The organism is Kribbella endophytica (assembly GCF_054781295.1).
The window spans coordinates 299743-321091 of sequence record NZ_BAAGUR010000004.1 but is presented as its reverse complement, the minus strand read 5'-3'; the positions used below and the strand labels follow the sequence as shown (position 1 = coordinate 321091).

Genomic DNA, 21349 nt, shown 5'->3' with positions numbered 1-21349 from the left:
CCGGGTGGGCGCGGCAGCCCGTCCCTCAGACCAGCGTGGGTTGGGTGTTGCCCGCTTCGGTGATGCCTCGGCGCATGTCGACGCGCGACAGCAGGACGAGCCCGATCAGGAAGAACAGGCCGAGGGCGACGATCGCCGGGCGGTAGGAGCCGGTGAGCTGGTGGACCAGGCCGAAGACGAGGGTGCCGAGCCACGACGTACCCCGTTCTCCGGCCTGGTACAGGCTGAAGTACTCGGCCTCGCGGCCCTTCGGGATCAGCTGGCTGAACGCCGACCGGGACAGCGCCTGCGTGCCGCCGAGCACGATGCCGATCGCGACGCCCATCGCCAGGAACGGCACGATCTGCTTCTCCGGCAGCGTGAAGCCGGCGATCACGATCACCATCCACACGACCAGCCCGCCCATGATCGTGCGGTGCGATCCGTAGCGCCGGGCGAACCGGCCGAAGCCGATCGCGCCGAAGAACGCGACGAACTGGACCAGCAGGATCGTCATGATCAGCACCTGGGTCTCGAACCCGAGCTGCTTCTCGCCGTACGTCGAGGAGACCGCGATGACGGTCTGGATCCCGTCGTTGAAGAACAGGTAGGCGACCAGGAACAGCAGGGTCATCGGGTACGCCCGCAGGTGCTTGAGCGTTGCGCCGAGCTGACCGAAGCTCTGCCGGACCATCGACCCGCTGCGCACCTGGACCACGGCCGTCGGCGGCCGGTTCCGCAGCTTGACGAACGGGATGAACGTGAACAGTCCCCACCACAGCCCCGCGCTGAGCAGACTCAGCCGGACGGCGGTGCCCTGGCTCATCCCGAGCGCGTCGTGCGCCGTGACCACGCCGAGGTTGATCGCGAGCAGGATGAACCCGCCGAGGTAGCCGAAGGCCCAGGCCCGCGAGGACACGTCGTCGCGGGCGTCGGGAGGAGCGATGTCGATCAGGATCGAGTCGTAGACGACCATCGACGAGCCCAGGCACAGGTTCCCGACGAACAGCAGCAACGCGCCGAGCGCCCAGTTCCCGCCGGTCACGAAGACCATCGAGCTGGCCGCGATCGCGCCGGCCCAGGCGAAGCCGCACATCAGCAGCTTCTTGCGCGGCGACCGGTCGGCGATCGCGCCGACGATCGGCAGGAACAGCGCCGAGAACAGCGTCGCGACCGTGACGACGTAGAAGGCCAGCGACCCCGGCGAGATGCCGAGGCCGAGGACCTCGAGGTTGGTGTGGCACGGGTTCTCGGTGGTCCCGACCCGGCCGCAGGCCGCCTGCTCCGCGACCGACGTCAGGTACGGCGCGAACAGCACGGTGCCGGTGGTCGTCACGTAGCCGGAGTTGGCCCAGTCGTACAGGCTGAAGCCCCAGTACTCACGCTTGTCGACGGCCGCCGGGGCCGACAGAAATCCCATGCGCAGGAGTGTGTCAGGTCAACAGGTACTTGGGAGGACCAATCGGTAACACTTCAGAACCCGATTAGTTCCACTGCCCGCGCTCGATCAGTACGTCGCGCAGCAGGTCGGTCCGGTCGGTGATGATCCCGTCGACGCCCGCGTCGAGCAGCCGGCGCATCGCGGCCGGGTCGTCGATCGTCCAGACGTGCACCTGCTTGCCCAGGGCATGCGCCCGCCGCAGCAGCCCAGGGGTGAGCACCCGCAGACGCCCGTACACCTCGGGGATCTGCAGGCACGCCCCCGGCGACGACAGCCGGAACGGCGCGAACCGCAGCCGCGCGATCTCGTTCTGCCCGAACCCGGTCGCCAGCCGCGGCCCGAGCTCCCGCCGGATCCGCTGCACCCGCGCCTGCGAGAACGACGACACGCAGACCCGGTCGATCGCGCCGGCCTCCCGCAGTACGGCGGCCGCCGGACCGACGCCGTTGTCCGCCTTGATGTCCAGGTTGAGCCGGACGTCGGGGAACTCCTCCAGCACGTCGGTGAGCAGCGGGATCGGCTCGTGCCCGTTGATCCGCGCCTTGCTGACCTCCGACCAGGGCAGCTCGGCGATCACGCCGGTCCGGTCGGTGACCCGGTCCAGCCGGTGGTCGTGGAAGGCGACGACGACGCCGTCGCTGGTCGCGTGCAGGTCGGTCTCGACGTACCGGTAACCGAGTTTCACCGCGTGCGCGAAGGCGCGCAGCGAGTTCTCGTAGCCGAGGTTGTCCGGGTGCAACGCGCCGCCGCGGTGGGCCATCGCGATCGGCCCCTCGTGGTCGAGGTAGGGGTACACAGGCCAGATTATGTACCGTGGTAACGGTGATGGATCTCAGCCCCCGCCCCGACCTGTGGTCCCTCGACCCCGACGTCCTGCACCTGAACCACGGCTCGTACGGCGCAGTTCCGCGCCGTACGCAGGAGCTGCTGGCCACGCTGCGGACCGAGACCGAGGCCAATCCGATGCTCTGGTTCCGCTCGGTCGCGGACCGCCTGACCACGAGCCGCCTGGAACTGGCCCGGTTCCTCGGCACCGACCCGGCCGGCTTCGCGCTGGTGCCGAACGCGAGCGCCGGCGTGACCGCCGCGCTCGGCGCGATCCCGATCCGGCCCGGCAGCCGGATCGTGCTGACCAACCACATCTACGGCGCGGTCAGGTACGCCGCGGAGCGGATCGCCCGCGCACGGCAGGCCGAGGTGGTCATCGTCGACGTTCCGCTCGAGTCCGACGACGACACGGTGGTCGCGGCGATCAGTGCCGCGCTGGACGAGCGGACGGCGGCGTTGATCGTCGACCAGATCAGCTCGGGCACGGCGATGGTGTTCCCGATCCGGCGGCTGGCCGAGGCCTGTGGCGACATCCCGCTGATCGTCGACGGCGCCCACGCGCCGGCGCTGCTGGACTCGCCGGCCGAGGACGGCGCCGACTTCTGGACCGGCAACTTCCACAAGTGGCCGGCCACGCCGCGGGCCACCGCCGGACTGGTCGTCGCCGAGAAGTGGCGGGACGCGACGCTCCCGCTGATCGTGTCCTGGTCCGAGTACGACGAACGCCTGCCCGAACGCTTCGACATGCAGGGCACCTACGACTACGCGACCTGGATCGCGGCGCCGGAGTCGCTGCGCGTGCTCGCGGACCTGGACTGGCCCGCGCGTCGTCCGCAGCTGACCGCGCTGGTCGAGAACGGCGCGCAGGTCCTGGCCAAGGCGCTCGGCACCGACCTGCCCGACGTCGCGCACCCGGCCGCGACGATGCGGCTGGTCGAGATCCCGTTCGACGCGACCCGGTCGCCGGACGCCGGCGAGGCGTTCAAGATCCGGGTGTCGCGGGAGCTGAAGGCCGAGATCACGCTCACCGGGTTCGACGAGCGGATCTTCGTCCGGCTGTCGGCCCACGCCTACAACAGCCTGCGCGACTACGAGCTGCTGGCCTCGCGGCTGCCGACGTTGCTCTGAATCTCGTTGAACGAGCGCTCCCCGTGCACCGCGAGCTCGGCCAGTACGGCGGCCGGGTCGCCGGCCTCGACCAGGTCGAGCAGCTTGCGGTGCCGGGCGACGTGCTCGTGCAAGTCCTCGTAGAAGTGCTCGCGGGCGTACAGGTTGCGGGCCATGCAGAGCAGGAGCTGCTGCTGCACCGACGCGTAGGCCTCTTCGAGCCGGCGATGACCGGCGAGCGCGACCAGCGACGAGTGGAACTTGTACCCGGCCTGGACCAGGCTGCCACGGTCCTCGGCGGTCGCGCAGCGTTCCATCTCCAGCAAGGCCTCCTGAGCGACCTCGAGCCGCGCGGGCACCTGGACCGGGACGCCCAGCTCGACGGCCAGGCGTTCCAGCGCTGACCGCAGCGTGAGGATCTCGAAGACGTCCTGATCGGTGAGCGTGGCGACCATCGAGCCGCGCCGCGGCCGGGTGACGATCAGCCCTTCCTGCTCGAGCACCCGTAGCGCCTCCCGCAGGGGAGGGCGGCTGATCCCGAGCTGCTCGGTGAGCCGCTCCTCGATCAGCCGCTCGCCCTCGGCCAGCTCCCCGGCCAGGATCATCCGGCGGATCGCGTTGGCGGCGAGCTGCACGAGGCTGGGCGACTGCAGCTGGTGCTCTGTCATGGCGGTCATTCTTCCCTGAGATCTTGTGGGCGTCGACTATCTATTGTAGACAATAGTTCATAGACGGCCCTGGTGTACGAACTGGAGGCGTTCGTGGCCCAAGACATCACGACAACGACGACGATCGGCTTCATCGGGCTGGGCAATCTGGGCCGGCCGATGGCCGAGACCCTGCACCGTGACGGCTGGTCCCTGAAGGTGTACGACGAAGCTCCGCAGCGGTCCGAAGGACTGAACGTGGAGGTCGTGGACGGACCGAGTGCTCTGGCGGACTGCGGCGTGATCGCCCTGGCCGTGCCGGACGACGAGAGCGTCACCGAGATCCTCGACGAGCTGGTCCCGCTCCTGGCGGCGGGATCGGTCGTCCTGATCCACAGCACGATCCTCCCGGCGACTGCTCGGCGGCTGGCCCTGCAGGCGGAGGTCCGCGAGATCGGGCTGCTCGACGTACCGGTCAGTGGGGGAGCGGAGAGAGCGCTGTCCGGTTCTCTCACGGTGATGGCCGGCGGGCGGGCCGAGGTGCTGGAGCAGGTGTGGCCGGTGCTCGACTCGGTTGCCGAGAGCGTGCTTCACGTGGGGCCGGCGGGTGCCGGTGCGGCGGTGAAGCTGGCGAACCAGCTGATGATGTTCGCGGCGCTCGCCGGCGTACAGGAAGGGCTCGAGCTGGCCGGGGCGTACGGCGTACCGGAGCAGACGGTGCTCGACGCTGTCTCCACGAGCACCGGTGAATCGTGGATCACGCGCAACTGGGGATTCTTCGACCGGGTCGCTTCGGCGTACGACGACGCCGGGACTCCGGTGCGGAACCGCCCGTGGAGCAAGGATCTCTGGGACGTCGTGGCGGCCGCGCGGGAGTCGGACGTCCAGGTTCCGTTGGCCGGTCTGCTGGCCCAGCACCTGGCGGACCAGGTGGAAGCGCACGCTCGGAAGAGCGACTCATGAAGAACACGCGCACCGGCCGTGAAGGACTGACGGCCTATCTCTTCCTGAGCCCGTGGCTGCTCGGCATCGTGCTGCTGACGATCGGGCCGATGCTCTACTCGGCATACCTCGCGTTCACCAGCTACGACCTGCTCAGCGCGCCGCAGTGGATCGGGCTCGACAACTTCCGCCGGATGTTCACCGCTGACCCGCGCTACCTGTCGTCGGTGAAGGTGACGCTCCTGTACGTCGGGGTGTCGGTCCCGCTGCTGCTGGTCGTCTCGATGATCCTGGCGCTGCTGCTGAACAAGGGGATCAAGTTCCTCTCCGGCTACCGCGCGCTGTTCTACCTGCCGTCGCTGATGGGCGCGAGCGTCGCGATCGCGGTGCTCTGGCGGCAGATCTTCGGCAGCACCGGGCTCGTGAACCAGGTGCTCGCCCTCTTCGGTATCACCCACGGCAGCTGGGTCGGCAGTCCTGGTACGGCGTTGTGGACGATCGTGACGCTGAACCTCTGGGCGTTCGGCGCGACGATGATCATCTTCCTCGCCGGGTTGCGGCAGGTGCCGGCGGAGCTGCACGAGGCGGCCGCGGTCGACGGCGCCGGCCCGATCCGCCGGTTCTTCAGCGTCACGTTGCCGCTGATGACGCCGCTGATCTTCTTCAACCTGCTGCTCGACACGATCCACGCGTTCCAGGCGTTCACCGGAGCGTTCGTGGTGAGCCGGGGATCGGGTGGGCCGGCCGACTCGACGCTGTTCTACACGTTGTACCTGTACCAGCAGGGATTCGCCGAGCTGAAGATGGGCTACGCGTCGGCGATGGCCTGGGCGCTGGTCGTCGTCCTGGGACTGTTCACCGGGTTCCTGTTCCTGACCGCCAAGCGGTGGGTGTACTACGGGGACGAGCGGTGACCGCCGTGACGGTCGGCGCCCGCCCGTTCTTCGGCCGGCGTGCGACGCGGAACCCGCTGGTGATCGGTCTGCTGCGGCACGCGCTGCTGATCGGCGTACTGATCGTGATGCTGTACCCGGTGGTGTGGATGGTCGCGGCGTCGTTCCGGCCGTCGGCCGAGGTGATGAACAGCCTCGGGCTGTTCTCGAAGAACTACACGCTGGACAACTACAAGCACGGCTGGAGCGCGGGGCAGCTCAACTTCTCCCGCTACTTCCTGAACTCGATCGCGATCACCGCGCTGTCGATCGTCGGCAACCTGGTCTCGTGCTCGCTGACGGCGTACGCGTTCGCGCGGCTGGAGTTCCCGTTCAAGCGGATCCTGTTCGGGGTGCTGCTGGCAACGATGTTGTTGCCGTACCACGTCACTTTGGTGCCGCAGTACATCTTGTTCAACGAGCTGGCCTGGATGAACACCTACCTGCCGCTGGTCGTCCCGAAGTGGCTCGGCGTCGAGGCGTTCTTCATCTTCCTGATGGTCCAGTTCATCCGCACCCTGCCGCGCGAGCTGGACGACGCGGCCCGGATCGACGGCTGCGGGCATTGGCGCACCTTCAGCCGGATCATCATGCCGCTGGCCCTGCCGGCGCTCGGCACCACCGCGCTGTTCACGTTCATCGCGAGCTGGAACGACTTCCTCGGCCCGCTGCTCTACCTGAACCGGCCCGAGCTCTGGACGGTCTCGCTCGGCCTCAACTCGTTCCTGGACGTCACCGGCGAATCGGCGTACGGATCGCTGTTCGCGATGTCCACGCTCGCCCTGGCCCCGATCGTCGGCTTCTTCCTGGGGGCGCAGAAGCTGCTGATCGAGGGCGTCGCCACTACCGGCCTCAAGTGACTGGAGAACTTCGATGAAACGACGCACTCGTACGGCGGCGCTCGCGACGGCCGCACTGATGGTGGTTGCCGGATGCAACGGCACGTCGGTCGGCGACACCGCCGGCGGCGACGCGGGCGCGCAGGACGGCAAGGGCGACATCACCGGCAGCCTGCAGCTGACCTTCTGGGGCGGCGCGAACCGGGCCGCCAAGACCAACGCGGTCGCCGACATGTTCATCAAGGCCCACTCGGGCGTGACGATCGACCGGCAGAACGCGGACTTCGGCAACTACTTCAACAAGCTGAACATCCAGGCGTCCAGCAAGACCCTGCCCTGCGTGATGCAGCTGCAGGGCCGCCAGCTGAACGACTACACCAAGCGCAAGGTCCTGCTCCCGCTCGACCCGATGATCGAGTCCGGCGCGATCAAGGTCGACGACATCCCGAAGGAGGTCGTCGACACCGGGCGCGGACCGGACGGCAAGCTCTACTTTCTGCCGTACGGCGCGGCGTACGACGCGGTCGGCGTGAACGAGACGCTCGCCCAGCAGGCCGGGATCGGGCTGCCGCCGGAGGGCTACGACTGGAAGAAGTACACCGACTGGATCGCGTCGGCCAAGGGCAAGCTGCCCGACACGGTCTTCGCGTCCGGGTCGCGCGGCGGCGTACCGAACTACTTCATCGCGTACCAGCTTGCCAACGGCAAGCAGTTGTTCACCGACGACGGCAAGCTCGGCTTCACCAAGGAGTCGCTCGTCGAGTACTGGAACCTGTGGGAGAAGCTGCGCAAGGACGGCGTCACGATGGGTGCCGACGCGCAGGCCGACGAGCCCGAGGGCGCCGAGCAGAACTTCATCGCGCAGGGCCGGGTGATGACCGACAGCATGCCGGGCAACGCGCTGACGCCGGCCTCGGCGACGCTCGCCGGGAAGGCCGGCGGGCAGAAGCTGACGACGCTGCCGATGCCGTCCGGGCCGAGCGGGTCGGGCAACGCGATCTTCACGTCGGGCTTCGCGATCCCGACGAACTGCGACAACGTACCGACCGCGGCGGCGTTCATCGACTTCTTCACCAACGACCTGGAGGCCGGGAAGTCGTTCAAGTCCGACAACGGCGCGGCGACCAACAAGAAGGTGCTGCAGGCGCAGATCGACGACCCGGCGCTGCCTGCGCTGAAGAAGCACGAGCTGGAGCTGTACGCGAAGATCGTGGAGAAGAAGCCGCCGACGATCCTGTACCCGCCGGGGTACCAGGCGACATTCGAGTCGGCGTACACGCGGGCGTACGAGGAGATTGCCTTCGGCAAGAAGACCGTGCAGCAGGCGGCCGACTCGTTCTTCACCGAGGCGAACGCCGGACTGGGCGGCTGATGACGGGCGCGACGGGAGCTGCTGATCTCGGTCCCGCGGGTGCGCTCGACGGGTTGCGGGTGCTCGATCTGACGCAGGTGATGGCGGGACCGTTCTGCACGATGCTGCTGGCCGATCTCGGCGCCGACGTGATCAAGATCGAGAACCCGGCGGCCGGCGACCAGACCCGGCGGTCGTGGGGCTACGCGGTGCACGGCGAGGACAGCCGGGCGTTCCTCGCGCTGAACCGGAACAAGCGCAGCGTCGTACTGGATCTGAAGTCGGCGGACGGCCTGGCGTCGTTCCGGCGGCTCGTCGAGACCGCCGACATCGTGGTGGAGAACTTCCGGCCGGGGGTGACCGCGCGGCTCGGGGTCGACTACGCGACGCTGGCCGAGCTCAACCCGCGACTGATCTACGCCAGCGTCTCCGGATTCGGCCAGACCGGCCCGTACGCCGACCGGCCGGGGTACGACCTGATCGCGCAGGCGATGTCGGGCGTGATGAGCATCACCGGAGCGCCGGGCGGTGAACCGATGAAGTCGGGGCTGCCCGTCGGGGATCTCGGCGCCGGGCTGTTCTGCGCCTTCGGGATCGTGTCCGCCGTGCACGCTCGGGAGCGGACGGGCGTCGGGCAGTACGTCGAGACGTCGCTGTTCGAGGCGGCGCTCGCGATGTCGGTGTGGGAGTCGACCGAGTACTGGGCGACCGGGCAGGTCCCGCAGCCGCTCGGGTCGGCGAACCGGATGTCGGCGCCGTACCAGGCGTTGCGGACGAAGGACGGTCACCTCACGCTGGGGGCGAACAACGAGCGCCTTTGGCAACGACTCTGTACCGCTCTGGAGGTCACCGACTTGCTCACCGACTCACGATTCCTGACGAACACCGACCGGATGGCTCACCGCGACGAGCTGGCCGGCGTACTGGAGGAACGGCTGGCCACGGCGACGACTGATGAATGGGTCGCGTTGCTGCTGGAGGCCGGGGTGCCTGCTGGGCCGATCCGGGACTACGCGTACGTGCTGGACGAGGACCCGCACGTGCGGGCGCGGGGGATGGTGCAGGAGATCGACCATCCGGTGGAGGGGAAGGTGCGCGTGCTGGGGTCGCCGGTTCGGTTGAGTGGGACGCCGGCGCGGATTCGACGGCATCCACCGCTGCTCGGCGAGCACACGGCGGAGGTGCTGGGCGAATGAGCGGGCTCGAGATCGACCGGGACGGCGCGATTCTTCGGCTCACGCTGTCGAACCCTGAACGGCGTAATGCGATCACTTGGCCTATGTACGACGGGCTGTCTTCTGTTGAGTCGCTGGTGGCTGAGGACCGGGGGATTCGGGTCGTCGTACTGCGGGGCGCTGGTGGGAAGGCGTTTGCGGCAGGGACAGACATCCGGCAGTTCGCGGACTTCACGACGGGGGAGCAGGGCGTCGAGTACGAGCGGCGGATCGCTGCGGTGCTGACGAGCTTGTTGCGGGTGCGTGTGCCGGTGGTGGGGGTGGTCCAGGGGCCGGCTGTTGGTGCCGGGCTTGCGTTGGCGGCTTGCTGTGACTTGGTAGTTGCGACACCGGACGCTGTCTTCGGCGCACCGGTCGCGCGCACCCTGGGCAACACGCTCCCGCCGCTGGTCATCGCCCGCCTGCAGCAACGCTTGGGCGCCGGGCGCACGATGGCGCTCCTCCTGACGGCCGGCCTGATGCCGTCGTCCGAGGCCGCGATCGCGGGCTTCGTCACGGAGGTCACCGAGCGCGAAGACCTGGACGAGCGCGTCGAGAAGCTCCTCGCGGTGATCTGCGCGAACGCACCCCTGACGCTGGCGTCGATGAAGGAGTTCGACCGCCGCATCCTCCGCGACGGCGCCTTCGTGGACGGTGAGGACGTGCTGGCTGAGGTCTACGCCAGCCGAGACTTCCAGGCCGGCGTCAAGGCGTTCCTCGCCCACGAGGACATCGAGTGGGAGGGCCGATGATCGTCGACGCCCACCACCACTTCTGGCAGGTCGCCGCCCAGGACCAGCCGTGGCGAGACGGCCGCCACGGCGCCATTGCCCGCGACTACACCCCAGACGACCTGGCCGCCGAGCTGGCCCGCACAGGCGTAGACCGCACAGTCCTCATCCAGTCCGTAGACGAACCAGCCGAGAACAACCGCCTGCTGCAGTACGCCGAAGCCCCGTACGTCGGCGCAGTAGTCGGCTGGCTCCCGCTGTCGGACGCCACGGCGGCACGCCGCGAGATCGCCCGCGTGGCGAAGACCTCCGGCGAGCGCGGGGTCCTTGGCGGTGGCCCGGAGATCTCCGGCGAGCGCGGGGTCCGGGGCGGCGGCCCGAAGATCTCCGGCGAGCGCGGGGTCCGGGGCGGCGGCCCGGGGATCTCCGGCGAGCGCGGGGTCCGGGGCGGCGGCCCGGGGATCTCCGGCGAGCGCGGGGTCCGGGGCGGCGGCCCGGGGATCTCCGGCGAGCGAAGCGTCGCCGGGGGCGAGGCCCCTTCACCCCCACCACCCGCCGGCCCCGCCGCAGGCGGGGCCGGCGGGCTCGGGTGGTTTGCGGATGCCTTCAGCGGTGTGCGGTGTCTCGTCGGGCGCGATCCGCTCGAGTGGCTCGCCAAGCCGGCGACCGTCGAGTTGTTCCGCGAGTTGGCCGACGCCGGGATCGCCTGGGATGTCGTGCCGGTTACTGCTGCGCAGACCAAGGCTGTGTTGGGGCTTGCTGACGCCGTGCCGGAGCTTCGGGTTGTGGTGGATCACCTGGGGCGGCCTCCGATTGACAGCGGGGGATGGGAGCCGTGGGCGGGGCTGGTTCGGGAGTTGGCCGGGTGTCCTCGGGTGGGGATGAAGGTTTCTTTGGGGATTGATCTGCTGACCGAGCTGCGGGAGTGGCCGGATCTTCGGAGGTATCTCGCGTGGGTGGTGGAGTGCTTCGGCGCTGAGCGGCTGATGGTGGCGAGCAACTGGCCTGTGGTGCTGCTGCGGGCGTCGTACGAACAAGCGTGGACCAACGTGCGGGCCGCGCTCGAGGAAGTGGTGCAGGACCAGGACGGACTCGCGGCCGTGCTCGGAGGTACGGCCGCCGACTACTACCGGATCAACTGAGAGGCTTCCAGTGACTGTGACCGAGACAGCCAACGCCAACGATCTGAGCAGCTTGTACAAGCACCTGCGGGTGGTGGACGTCGCCGACGCGCTCGACGGGATCGGGTACTTCGACATCGGGCTGATGTCGCCGGACGTGCGCCCGCTCTGGCTGGGGATGAAGTTCTGGGGGCCGGCGGCGACGATCCGCGCGGTGCCGTCGAACCGGCCGATGTGGAAGCTCGACAGCACCCAGGACATCGTCGAGGCGCACCGGATCTGGTTCGAGGAGACCGGCAACGTGAAGCTGCCGGGGGATCTCGCGCCGGGGCACGTGGTGGTGATGGACGCCGGCGGCGGCAAGGAGGTCGGCTTCTGGGGGTCGGAGAACGGGATGGGCGCGGTGCAGAACGGCGCGGCCGGGATCGTCACCGACGGGTACTGCCGCGACACCGCGGAGATCGTCGCGCAGCGCACGCCGATCTGTTCGCGGGCTCGCGGGCGGACGATCATCCCGGGGCGGATCAAGGTGGTCGAGACCCAGGCGACGATCGCGTGCGGTGGGACGCAGGTCAGTCCCGGCGACATGATCGGCTGCGACGACGACGGCATCATCGTCGTACCGGCTGATGTCGCCGAGGAGGTCGCCGTGCACGCTCGCGCGATCCTGCTCGCCGACATGCGGGCGCGGCGGAAGAAGTACGAGGCGCTCGGCATGAAGCCTGACAGCTCAGTCGACTACGAGGCCATCGAGCAGTACTACGACGGAGTGTGAAAACTGTCGGCGGCGACGGTTAGGGTCCCGGGCCATGACTTCGTACCTGGAGAGCACCCGGAACTCCTACACCACCGTCGCCGCCGACTACCACGCGCTCGTCGCCCCCCGCTTCGACGACCCGTACCACCGCGCGATCCTCGGCCTGTACGGCGACCTGCTGGCCGAGGGTGACGCCGGGCCGGTCGGCGACCTGGGCTGCGGCCCGGGCCACGTCACGGCGTACCTCGCAGAGCTCGGCATGGACGCCTTCGGGATGGACCTGTCACCGGGCATGATCGAGTTCGCCAAGGCCGAGTACCCCGACCTCAAGTTCGACGTCGGCTCCCTGCTCGACCTCCCGCTCGCGGACAACGCGCTCGCCGGCGCGCTCGCGTACTACTCGCTCGTGCACACCCCGGCCGAGGACCTGCCGACGGCGTTCGCCGAGATCCACCGCGTACTCGCGCCGGGCGGACTGTTCCTCTACGGCTTCAAGGCGGGCACCGGCACCTACCACCTGACCGAGGGCTACGGCCACCCGATCGAGCTCAACGTGTACGCCTACGAGCCGGCCGCGATCCATGAACTGCTGGTCGCGGCCGGCTTCGTCGAGGTGACCCGGCTGACCCGCCCGGCGATCGCCCCGGAGAAGACCGACCAGGCCTTCCTCGTCTACCGCAAGGCCGCCTAGCCCTTCACCGCCCCCGACGTCATCCCGGCGACGATCTGGCGGTTGAAGAACAGGAACATCACCAGCGGCGGCACCGTGATCAGCAGGATGTTCATGAACAGCAGGTTGTACTGGGTGTTGAACTGACTCTGGAAGTTGAACAGGGTCAGCTGGACCGTGGCGTTCTGGTCGCCGGGCAGGAAGTAGAGCGGGTTCACGAAGTCGTTGAACACGTTCACCGACTGCACGACGACCACCGTCACGATCACCGACCGCAGCAGCGGGAAGATCACCCGGAAGAACAGCCGCAGCGGACCGGCCCCGTCGATCACCGCCGCCTCGTCCAGCTCGCGCGGGATGGTCGCGACGAACGCCCGGAACAGCAGGATGCAGAACGACAGCCCGAACGCGATCTCGATCAGGATCAGCCCGGTCATCGTGCGGAACAGCTGCAGCCCCTGCAGCACCCAGATCGTCGGTACGACGGCCGGCGGGATGATCAGGCCCGACAGCACGATGAAGTTGATGAACGGGTTCCACCGCGACCGCCGCCGCTGCAGCACGAACCCGACCATCGCGGCCAGCACCACCATCCCGGTGACGCTGACCACGGTCAGCACGGTCGAGTTGATGAACGCGATCACCAGCATGTAGTCGCGTGCCTCGATCACCGCGACGAAGTTCGCGACGAACTGGAACTGGTGCGGCCAGGAGAAGTCCAGCAGCGAGGCCTGCTGCCGGTCCTTGACCGCGGTCAGGATGATGAAGACGAACGGGATCACGAACACCACGAACGACGCGACGATCGCGACCGCGCTGAGCAGGTAGTTGCGGCCCGGCTTGTGGTTGACCAGCTCGGCGGTGCTCACATCTCCACCTCCTTGCGGTTGAGGAACCAGAACAGCGGCAGGACCACCGCGGTGACCACGACGAACAGCACGACGTTGCCCGCGGTCGACAGCCCGTAGAAGCCGGCCTGGTACTGCTTGTAGATCACCGACGCGATCACGTCCGAGGTGAAGCCCGGCCCGCCACGGGTCATCGCCCAGATCAGGTCGAACGACCGCAGCCCGCCGATCAGCGACAAGATGATGACGGTCACCGTCGCCGGCCGCGACAGCGGCAGCACGATCCGCCGGAACGTCTCGAACGCGCTGGCTCCGTCGACCCGCGCGGCCTCCATGTACTCCCGCGGGATCGAGACGATGCCCGCGATGTAGATCAGCGTCGCGAGCCCGACGCCCTTCCAGACGTCGACCAGCGCGACCGACAGCAGCGCCCACTTCGGATCGGTCAGCCAGCCGGGGCCGTTGATGCCGATCACCTCGAGTGCGCCGTTGATCAGGCCGCGCTCGGGGTTCATCAGCACGGTGAAGGTGAGCCCGACACCGATCGTGCTGACCAGCACAGGGAAGAACACCACCGACCGCAGGTAGCCGCGCCCGATGATCCGGGACGTCAGCAGGACGGCGAGCAGCAGCCCGAGCACCACCTTCGACCCCGACGTCACGACGGCGAAGATCAGCGTGTTGGTGAAGCCCTTGATCAGCTGCGGCTCCTGGAAGAACAGCTGGAAGTTCTCCAGCCCGATGAACTTCGACTCGAACAGACTCCACCGGGTCAGGCTGAAGTACAGCGACGCGAAGGTCGGGATCACGAACAGCACGCCGTAGATCACGGCGGCCGGCAGGTAGAACCAGTTCGAGTACGGCGAGTAGACCTTTCCCCCCGCCGCCGAGGCGGCCGGGGTCGCGGCGCTACGCGAGCGCGGTTTGACCGAAGTGGTTGCCACGGGCAATCACCAGCCGGCCAGGCCGAGCTGCTGGGCCTGCTTCTTGACGTCCTCGTCGTACCGGGCGGCACCGTCCTGCGCCTTGCGGATGCCCGAGCCGACCTCGACGGTGATCTGCTCCAGCGACGGGCCCTTGACCGGCGACAGGAACTCCAGCGCCAGGCTCGATCCGCCCTGCTTGTCCAGGTACGGCTGCATGTCCTTGATCGACTGCGGTACGTCGGCCGGCAGCGTGCACCCCTTGATCGCGTACGGACCGGTCGGTACGCCGGCCTTGGCCAGCGACGCGCACCCGTCCGGGCTGGCGACGAACGCGAGGAACTTCTTCGCCGCGTCCAGCTTCTCGCCGGTGGTGGTGTTCGGGATGTAGACGCCGTTCGGGGTCCACACGGTCAGGCCGTTGGTGCTCGCGTCGTCACCAGGCAACGCGAACAGTCCGACGTCCTTGGCCGCGGCCGGGTAGAGGTCGACCATGTCGTTCACCACGCCGGTCAGGATCGGGTAGTGCGCGCCCTTGCCCTGGGCCAGCATCCGGAGCCCGTCGGGCAGCTTGGCGGAGGCGAAGTCGGTGTTCTGGTACCCGGCGTCGTGCACCTGCTGGGTGTGCTCGAACCCCTTCTTGGCCGGCGCGGAGCTCGCGTACTTGGCCTGGTTCTGCGTGTACTTGTCGGCGAAGTCGCTCTGGGCGGCCGCGACGTTGTGGAAGTCGCCGAGCACGAACAGCTGCGAGGTCCAGGTCTCACCGTAGGTCTGGATCACCGGCGCGATCCCGGCGGCCTTGATCTTGGCGTTGTTGGCCATGAACTCGGCCCACGTGGTCGGCACCTTCAGCCCGAGCTTGGTGTAGATCGGGATGTTGTAGAGCACCGCTCCGGCCATGAACCCGCCGGCCGGTGCGCCGTAGACCTGACCGTCGGCCGTCACGGTCTTCTTGAAGTTCTCGTCGACGTCACCGACGTACGGCTGGTCGCTGATCGAGACGAGGTTCTTCTGCGGGGCGATCGCCTGGAACAGCGAACCCGTGTTGTAGCTGAACACGTCGCTCATGTCGCCGGTGGACAGCCGGGTCTTGACGATGTTGTCGCCCTCGGTGCCGCCCGGCCGGCTCTCCAGCTTGACCGTGACGTCCGGGTTCTTCGCGTTGAAGTCCTTGATCAGCTGCTGGGCTTCCTTGACGTCCTGCTCCTGGTTGCCCGCCAGGTAGGTGATGGAGACCGAGCTCTTGCCGCCCGTGTCGTCGCTGGAGCCGAGACTGCCCGCACTGCAGGCGGTCAGGGCGAGAGAGCAGGCCGCGACCACGGCCAGTCCTGAGGTGCGTCGGCGGAACGTCATCTTTGACCTCCAGGGGATGTGCATCAGCGGTTGAGCAGACGGTCGAGCTCGGCCTGCAGCGCCTCGGCCGAGGAGGAGAACCCCCGCGGGCTGACGGCGTCGACGAGCTGGGCGGCGGGCTGGTCGAGGTAGCGGGTGAGGCGGGTGGCGAAGGCGGCGTCGTCGGTGACGACCTCCTTCTCGATGGCGACGGCCACGAGCGAGTCCCAGGAGGGCTCGTGATCCATCAGTTGGCGGATGCTGGCGTCCGCCGGCAGCGGCGCCTCGTCGGCGTACGGGTCGTCGGCGGTCCACTCGTGCGTGCCGTGGCCGACGCTCACCGCATCGGTTGCCCCCGGCACGTGAACGGTTGCCGTCGACCCCACGGGCACGGTGACGCTGAGCTTCAGCTGACCGTCGGCGCGACTCCACGCGACCGCCGCTTCGCCGTACGGCGTGATGTGCCGTGCCGAGGCCTTGGTGAGACGGGCCGTCGGCAACGGGTCGACGACGATCGTGCGGTACCCCGCGTCGCCCGGCGCGAGCCCGGCCACCCGGCGGTGCATCCAGTCGGCGACCGCGCCGAGCGCGTAGTGGTTGAACGAGGTCATCTGGCCCGGGTTGATGCTCCCGTCGGGCAGCATGCTGTCCCAGCGTTCCCACACCGTCGTCGCGCCCATGGTCACTGCGTACAGCCAGGACGGGCACCCTGTCTGCAGCAGGAGCCGGTACGCGAGGTCAGGATGTCCGGTATCGGCCAGCGCGTCGGCGATCAGCGGGGTCCCGACGAAGCCGGTACTGATCCGGAAGCCCGACGTACGGACCAGGTCCGCGAGCCGAGCCGCCGCGCCCTGACGCTGCTCGCCGGTCGGCAGGAGGGCCCACTGCAGCGCGAGCGCGTACGTCGTCGTCGCGTCGCTCAGCACCCGGCCGCCCTCGGTCGTGTACTCCGCGGCGAAGGCACGCCGTACGCGGGCCGCCAGCTCGCCGTACTCGCGCGCCAGGTCGGCGTCGCCGACGACCTCGGCTGCCCTGGCGACGACCTCGGCCGACCGCGCGAGGTGGGCGGTCGCGATCACGTCCGGGTCGGCCTTGGCCGCGAACGCGTTGTCCGGCGGCGCGGTCGGGTCGAGCCAGTCGCCGAACTGGAACCCGCCGGTCCACAGCAGGTTGTCGCCGGACAGGTCGACCATCCGGTCGACCCACGCCTTCATGCTCGGCAGCTGGCGGGCGAGCAGCGCGCTGTCGCCGGTCCGCTCGTACACGACCCACGGGACGATCGTTGCCGCGTCACCCCAGGCCGCGGTGGACGGACCGGGATCACGCAGTACGTCGGGAATGACGTACGGCACCGAACCGTCCTTGTGCTGCTCGGCGGCCAGGTCGGCCAGCCAGTTGGTGAGGAAGCCGGCGCTGTCGAACAGGAAGCTCGCCGACGGCGAGAACACCTGGATGTCGCCGGTCCAGCCGAGCCGCTCGTCGCGCTGCGGGCAGTCGGTCGGGACGTCGAGGAAGTTGCCGCGCATGCCCCAGACCACGTTCTCGTGGAACCGGTCGAGCGTCTCGTTCGACGACTCGAACCAGCCGGTGCGCGTCAGGTCGGAGCCGATGACCACGGCTTCGATGTCCCCGGCAACCAAATTGTCGACGCCGGTCACCTCGGCGTACCGGAAGCCGTGGAAGGTCAGCTCCGACTCGAGCGTCACCTCGTCGGGGCCGGCCAGTACGTACGTGTCGGTCGCCTTCGCCGTCCGCAGCGGGCGGACGCCGAGCTCGCCGTGCTCCAGCACCTCGGCGTGCCTGAGCACGATCTCGTCACCGGCCGCGCCGCCGCGGACGCGAAGCCGGACCCGGCCGACGACGTTCTGCCCGAAGTCCACCAGGGTCTTGCCCTCGGGAGAGGTCGTCACCTCCTTGGCCGGCAGGACGTCGGTGATCCGGACCGGCGGACCGTCGGGCGCCACCAGGAGCCCGAGATCGGCGTCGAGCACGTCGACGGGAGTCTTGGCCTCGGATGTGAGCCGGAGGTCGGTGGACTGACCGTCGTACAGGTCGTCGGCGGTGATCGCGCTCTCCCGCGCGGTCCACGAGCCGTCGGAGCCGATCACGACGACCTCACCGGCGCCGGTCGTCACCTCGAGCTGAGCGAGGACGGCCAGGCGGTCGCCGTACAGGGCGCGCTGGTCCTTGAAGCCGAGCCGACCGCGGTACCAGCCGTTGCCGAGCAGGAACTCGAGCTGATTCGATCCCGACCGGACGAGATCGGTGACGTCGTAGGTCTGGTAGCGCAGGCGGAACTGGTACGCCGTCCAGCCGGGCGCGAGCTCCAGGTCGCCGACGCGCTCGCCGTTCAGCGTCGGCACGTAGGTGCCGTGCGCCGTGGCGTAGAGCCGGGCCTTGACGATGCCGTCGGGCAGATCGAACTCGCCCGCGACCAGGGGAGCGGGGGAGTCCTGGCTGCCGATGTCGCGCGGGGTGACGAAGCGCGCGGACCAGTCGTCGGTGCTGAGCAGGCCGACCTCGACGGTCGCCGGCTCGCTCCACTCACTCCACTCGGCACCGCGCACGCGGACCCGGACCGTCGCCTGCTCGCGCGATGCGAGCGGATCGTCGGGCCACGCGACCAGGACCTGATCGGCCGACTCGACGACATGGGTCCGCGGAGCCGCGTCACCCCGGACGATCTCCAGCTCGTACGCCGTCTGCGCCCAGTCGGCGTCGGCGGAAGGGGTCTGCCAGGACAGGCGGGGCGCGGCGGTCCCGATGCCCAGGACCGGACCGGTGGTGCTGTGGTGGTCGAAGCGGAGGTGTGTCGGTGCGGCGGATCGCGACATGGCACTCCTTGCGGGATGAAACGATTCATTGGGTAGGTCCGATCTTGGGGCCGTCGCCGCGTCGGCGATAGAACGGAGTGCACCGGACCTAGCACAAAACGCACTTTGCCGCCTAGGTTGAGGCATGGAGGATCCACCGGTCGGCAACAACCGAACCCTGCTGCACTTCGTCGACGGCGCCGTCGCGTACGCCGGCCCGTACGTGCACGCGACCGGGCACCCGGTCCACACCCACAGCTTCTTCGAGGTCGCCGTGATCACCGGCGGTACGGGCTACCACGAGAGCCTGGCCGGACGGCAGGAACTCGAAGTGGGCGACGTGATCCTGCTCCGGCCCGGCGTCTGGCACGCGTACGACGGCTGCGCGGACCTGGAGCTCTGGAACTGCTGCTTCTCGGCCGACCTGATCCAGCGGGAGCTGGCCTGGATGCGCGAGGATCCGCTGCTCGGGTTCCTGCTGTGGACGGGGCCGTTCTCGGCGCAGCGGCGCGGCATCCTGACGATGCATCTGGACGGGGTCACCCTGGCCGAAGCGATCGGGCATCTGCGCGGCCTCGGCGAGCTGCGGCATGAATCGGTTCACCTGCACCGCGGCGACATCGTCGGGCGGCTGTCGCTGTTCCTGAGCTGTTTGGCGCGTGCGGTCGCGGCGACGGGGGTGGTCGGGCGGGAGACGCAGATCCATCCCGCCGTACTGACGGCCATGCGGATGCTGGAGGCCGCGCCGGCGCATCAGTGGACGCTGACCGAACTGGCCGACGAGCTGCATCTGGTGCCGGGGTATCTGGTCCGACTCTTCAAGTCGTCGACCGGCCTACCCCCGATGGCCTACCTGTCCCGGCATCGCGTCGAGCTGGCCGCGGATCTATTGCTGCACACCGACCATTCGATCAGCCGGATCGCGGAGTCGGTGGGCTGGCCGGACCAGAACTACTTCGCCCGCCGCTTCAAGCTGCACTACGGCCTGACGGCCTCGGGCTACCGCGAGCGCTTCACCCACGCGGCGTTCCCGCGACCGTCGACCCAGCCGCGCTCGATGGTGCGGAGCAAGTCCGGGTAGACCCAGAGGTACCGGAACGGCTTGATCAGCGCCATGTACGCCGTACCGAGTGTGCCGTTCGGTTTGACCAGGACGGCCATCTGGCCGCGGTAGCCACCGTCCACTGCGCTGTCGGCGACCCAGCCGAGGTGCAGTACCGCGTGGACGGTGCTGTTGGCGATCTCGGCGGCCCACTCGTTGTCGGTGAGGAACACCGATTTGAACGGGACGCCTCCGAGCGTCGGTCCTTGCGGCCCTTCGAGCAGGTCGGCCGGGAGGCGGTCGCGGAGGGTGTGGACCCGGCTGCCGAGACCGGTCTTGTCGCGGTCCCAGCCGAGCAGGGCGCCGAGTTTCCAGCGGAGTGCCATCAGGAACTGGCCGATCTTCGAGGACATCAGGGCCGGGGCGTCGGGGTCGGCGGTGGTGAAGCGGCTCATCAGGCGACCGAAGTCGTCGGGGCCGCCGGGCGTCGGAAGAGCCCAGACGTCCTCGAGCTGGAAGTCGGGCGCGATCTCGTGGATGCGCCAGGGGAGGTCGGTGTGGGCGGTGGCGGGAAGTCGCATGGCTTTGGTTCCCTTCTATACGCTGCCGTATACGAGCAAGGTAGACCGATGTGTACGGTGGCGTATAGATCGGGTGGGCGTGAGAGGAGCCACAGGATGGGAGTGACCCGTACGCCGCGCAGCAGGTGGATCGAGGAAGGGCTCCGGATGCTGTCGGCCGGTGGGCCGGAGGCGGTCCGGATCGAGCCGTTGGCGCAGGTGCTCGGCGTGACCAAGGGCGGGTTCTACGGGTACTTCAAGAACCGGGACGTGCTGCTCACGGAGATCCTGGACACCTGGGAACGAGAGACCACCGAGGCGCTGATCGACCAGGTCGAGACCGCCGGCGGCGACGGCCGGACCAAGCTGGACCGGCTGTTCACACTCGTTGCCTCCGGCGACGGTCTGATGACCGGTGCCGCGGCCGACCTCGCGATCCGCGAGTGGGCCCGGCGCGACGAGCAGGTCGCCGTACAGCTCAAGCGGGTGGACAACCGGCGGATGGTCTACCTGCGGGCGCTGTTCGGCGAGTTCTGCGCCGACGAGCAGGACGTCGAGGTGCGCAGCCTGCTGGTCTTCTCGCTGCGGATCGGCAGCCCGCTGATCGCCGCCGACCATCCCGGGCGCAGCCGCAAGGACGTGCTGGAGCTCACCAGGCAGTGGCTCCTGCGCTGACCTACTTCAGCAGCGGAAGCGTGTGCAGGAAGGACTCCCACGAGTCCGGCAGCCAGCCCGGTACGCCGAGGACGGCCATGTAGAGCCAGATGGCAACGAGTACGCAGACGAAGAGCACCGCCGTACCGAGGGCCTTCAGCCAGGCCGGCTGCTTGCCGGTCCAGGCGGTGAGCTCCTTGACCCACTCCTTGACCCGGTAGAGCAGGCGCTGGGCCCACTCGAACTCGCTGGCCAGCACGGCCAGACCCGCGATGAACAAGGGGATCCCGCCCGGTCCCGGCAACCAGCCGGTCAACGGCGCGGCGATGATCAGGATGCCACCGACGACGCCCACGCCGATCCGGTAGATCAGGTGCTTGCGCGGGTTCGCACGGATCTTCCGCCGCCACTCCCACCGATCGTCCTGGGCGTCCAGCGTGATGTTGTCGTCCGTGCGGTCCGGACTGGTCTGCTCGGCCACACCACCAATGTACGTGCTGCGCAGGCCCGTTCCTTTGCTTTTCGCCCCTGATCCGTCCCTGAAATCGCCGCCGCCGCCCCCCTGCCCTTTCCGAGTTGAGGGTACAAGTCCGGCGCCGTCCGGCCGACGGTTATCCA

Annotated in this window: 21 protein-coding genes; 12 read left to right on the top strand and 9 right to left on the bottom strand. The window is 68.8% G+C overall.

All coding sequences use genetic code 11. The annotated features are described in order from the left end of the window. Window positions 1-25 precede the first annotated feature (25 nt). Both ACYVIO_RS33355 and ACYVIO_RS33350 read right to left on the bottom strand, forming a co-directional pair. Window positions 26-1399 (bottom strand): MFS transporter, encoded by a 1374-nt coding sequence (locus tag ACYVIO_RS33355; protein ID WP_460654925.1) that lies wholly within the window; start codon window positions 1397-1399, stop codon window positions 26-28. Between the two features lie 64 nt (window positions 1400-1463). Next, window positions 1464-2216, bottom strand: a complete 753-nt coding sequence (locus tag ACYVIO_RS33350; protein WP_460654924.1) for a glycerophosphodiester phosphodiesterase — start codon at window positions 2214-2216, stop codon at window positions 1464-1466. Window positions 2217-2245: 29 nt separating this feature from the next. Here ACYVIO_RS33350 and ACYVIO_RS33345 point away from each other — a divergent pair, with 29 nt between their 5' ends. Next, window positions 2246-3376 (top strand): aminotransferase class V-fold PLP-dependent enzyme, encoded by a 1131-nt coding sequence (locus ACYVIO_RS33345; RefSeq protein WP_460655465.1) that lies wholly within the window; start codon window positions 2246-2248, stop codon window positions 3374-3376. Here the strand turns inward: ACYVIO_RS33345 and ACYVIO_RS33340 are convergent. Then, a complete protein-coding gene (locus ACYVIO_RS33340; protein WP_460654923.1) occupies window positions 3337-4023 on the bottom strand; it encodes a GntR family transcriptional regulator in 687 nt (228 codons plus the stop codon). The genes ACYVIO_RS33345 and ACYVIO_RS33340 overlap by 40 nt on opposite strands. A gap of 72 nt (window positions 4024-4095) precedes the next feature. On the opposite strand from ACYVIO_RS33340, the gene ACYVIO_RS33335 reads away from it, so the two are divergent. From ACYVIO_RS33335 to ACYVIO_RS33295, 9 genes are read left to right on the top strand one after another with little or no spacing between them, the layout of a single operon-like run. Then, window positions 4096-4965, top strand: a complete 870-nt coding sequence (locus ACYVIO_RS33335; RefSeq protein ID WP_460654922.1) for an NAD(P)-dependent oxidoreductase — start codon at window positions 4096-4098, stop codon at window positions 4963-4965. Then, window positions 4962-5858 carry a carbohydrate ABC transporter permease gene (locus ACYVIO_RS33330; protein WP_460654921.1) on the top strand — a complete coding sequence of 299 codons (897 nt, stop codon included), beginning with the start codon at window positions 4962-4964 and terminating at the stop codon, window positions 5856-5858. Before ACYVIO_RS33335 ends, ACYVIO_RS33330 begins: the two co-directional genes overlap by 4 nt. Beyond that, window positions 5855-6736 (top strand): carbohydrate ABC transporter permease, encoded by an 882-nt coding sequence (locus ACYVIO_RS33325; RefSeq protein ID WP_460654920.1) that lies wholly within the window; start codon window positions 5855-5857, stop codon window positions 6734-6736. Before ACYVIO_RS33330 ends, ACYVIO_RS33325 begins: the two co-directional genes overlap by 4 nt. Window positions 6737-6749: 13 nt before the next feature. Continuing rightward, a complete protein-coding gene (locus ACYVIO_RS33320) occupies window positions 6750-8087 on the top strand; it encodes an ABC transporter substrate-binding protein (protein WP_460654919.1) in 1338 nt (445 codons plus the stop codon). Beyond that, entirely contained in the window at window positions 8087-9262 is a 1176-nt protein-coding gene (locus ACYVIO_RS33315) for a CaiB/BaiF CoA transferase family protein (RefSeq protein ID WP_460654918.1), read from the top strand. The genes ACYVIO_RS33320 and ACYVIO_RS33315 overlap by 1 nt, the downstream gene beginning before the upstream one ends. Continuing rightward, on the top strand, window positions 9259-10032 hold the full coding sequence (locus ACYVIO_RS33310; protein ID WP_460654917.1) for an enoyl-CoA hydratase: 774 nt from the start codon (window positions 9259-9261) through the stop codon (window positions 10030-10032). Before ACYVIO_RS33315 ends, ACYVIO_RS33310 begins: the two co-directional genes overlap by 4 nt. Next, window positions 10029-11153 (top strand): amidohydrolase family protein, encoded by a 1125-nt coding sequence (locus ACYVIO_RS33305; RefSeq protein ID WP_460654916.1) that lies wholly within the window; start codon window positions 10029-10031, stop codon window positions 11151-11153. Before ACYVIO_RS33310 ends, ACYVIO_RS33305 begins: the two co-directional genes overlap by 4 nt. A gap of 16 nt (window positions 11154-11169) precedes the next feature. After that, the gene (locus tag ACYVIO_RS33300; protein WP_460654915.1) at window positions 11170-11907 is read left to right on the top strand and encodes an RraA family protein; all 738 of its coding nucleotides are present in this window, start codon (window positions 11170-11172) and stop codon (window positions 11905-11907) included. A gap of 34 nt (window positions 11908-11941) precedes the next feature. Then, entirely contained in the window at window positions 11942-12580 is a 639-nt protein-coding gene (locus ACYVIO_RS33295) for a class I SAM-dependent methyltransferase (protein WP_460654914.1), read from the top strand. Here ACYVIO_RS33295 and ACYVIO_RS33290 read toward each other — a convergent pair. From ACYVIO_RS33290 to ACYVIO_RS33275, 4 genes are read right to left on the bottom strand one after another with little or no spacing between them, the layout of a single operon-like run. Then, entirely contained in the window at window positions 12577-13428 is an 852-nt protein-coding gene (locus tag ACYVIO_RS33290) for a carbohydrate ABC transporter permease (RefSeq protein ID WP_460654913.1), read from the bottom strand. The genes ACYVIO_RS33295 and ACYVIO_RS33290 overlap by 4 nt on opposite strands. After that, on the bottom strand, window positions 13425-14351 hold the full coding sequence (locus ACYVIO_RS33285; protein ID WP_460654912.1) for a carbohydrate ABC transporter permease: 927 nt from the start codon (window positions 14349-14351) through the stop codon (window positions 13425-13427). The genes ACYVIO_RS33290 and ACYVIO_RS33285 overlap by 4 nt, the downstream gene beginning before the upstream one ends. 6 nt (window positions 14352-14357) lie before the next feature. Beyond that, window positions 14358-15683 carry an ABC transporter substrate-binding protein gene (locus ACYVIO_RS33280; RefSeq protein ID WP_460654911.1) on the bottom strand — a complete coding sequence of 442 codons (1326 nt, stop codon included), beginning with the start codon at window positions 15681-15683 and terminating at the stop codon, window positions 14358-14360. 23 nt (window positions 15684-15706) lie between these two features. Continuing rightward, window positions 15707-18496, bottom strand: coding sequence for a family 78 glycoside hydrolase catalytic domain (locus tag ACYVIO_RS33275; RefSeq protein ID WP_460654910.1), 2790 nt, complete (start codon window positions 18494-18496; stop codon window positions 15707-15709). A gap of 124 nt (window positions 18497-18620) precedes the next feature. On the opposite strand from ACYVIO_RS33275, the gene ACYVIO_RS33270 reads away from it, so the two are divergent. Then, the gene (locus tag ACYVIO_RS33270; protein WP_460654909.1) at window positions 18621-19556 is read left to right on the top strand and encodes a helix-turn-helix transcriptional regulator; all 936 of its coding nucleotides are present in this window, start codon (window positions 18621-18623) and stop codon (window positions 19554-19556) included. Here ACYVIO_RS33270 and ACYVIO_RS33265 read toward each other — a convergent pair. Then, window positions 19475-20098 carry a DUF2867 domain-containing protein gene (locus ACYVIO_RS33265; RefSeq protein WP_460654908.1) on the bottom strand — a complete coding sequence of 208 codons (624 nt, stop codon included), beginning with the start codon at window positions 20096-20098 and terminating at the stop codon, window positions 19475-19477. The two genes, ACYVIO_RS33270 and ACYVIO_RS33265, sit on opposite strands and share 82 nt — an antisense overlap. Before the next feature lie 96 nt (window positions 20099-20194). Here ACYVIO_RS33265 and ACYVIO_RS33260 point away from each other — a divergent pair, with 96 nt between their 5' ends. Beyond that, window positions 20195-20752 carry a TetR/AcrR family transcriptional regulator gene (locus tag ACYVIO_RS33260; protein ID WP_460654907.1) on the top strand — a complete coding sequence of 186 codons (558 nt, stop codon included), beginning with the start codon at window positions 20195-20197 and terminating at the stop codon, window positions 20750-20752. A gap of 1 nt (window position 20753) precedes the next feature. Here the strand turns inward: ACYVIO_RS33260 and ACYVIO_RS33255 are convergent, their stop codons facing one another. After that, window positions 20754-21212, bottom strand: a complete 459-nt coding sequence (locus tag ACYVIO_RS33255; RefSeq protein WP_460654906.1) for a PGPGW domain-containing protein — start codon at window positions 21210-21212, stop codon at window positions 20754-20756. Window positions 21213-21349 lie beyond the last annotated feature (137 nt).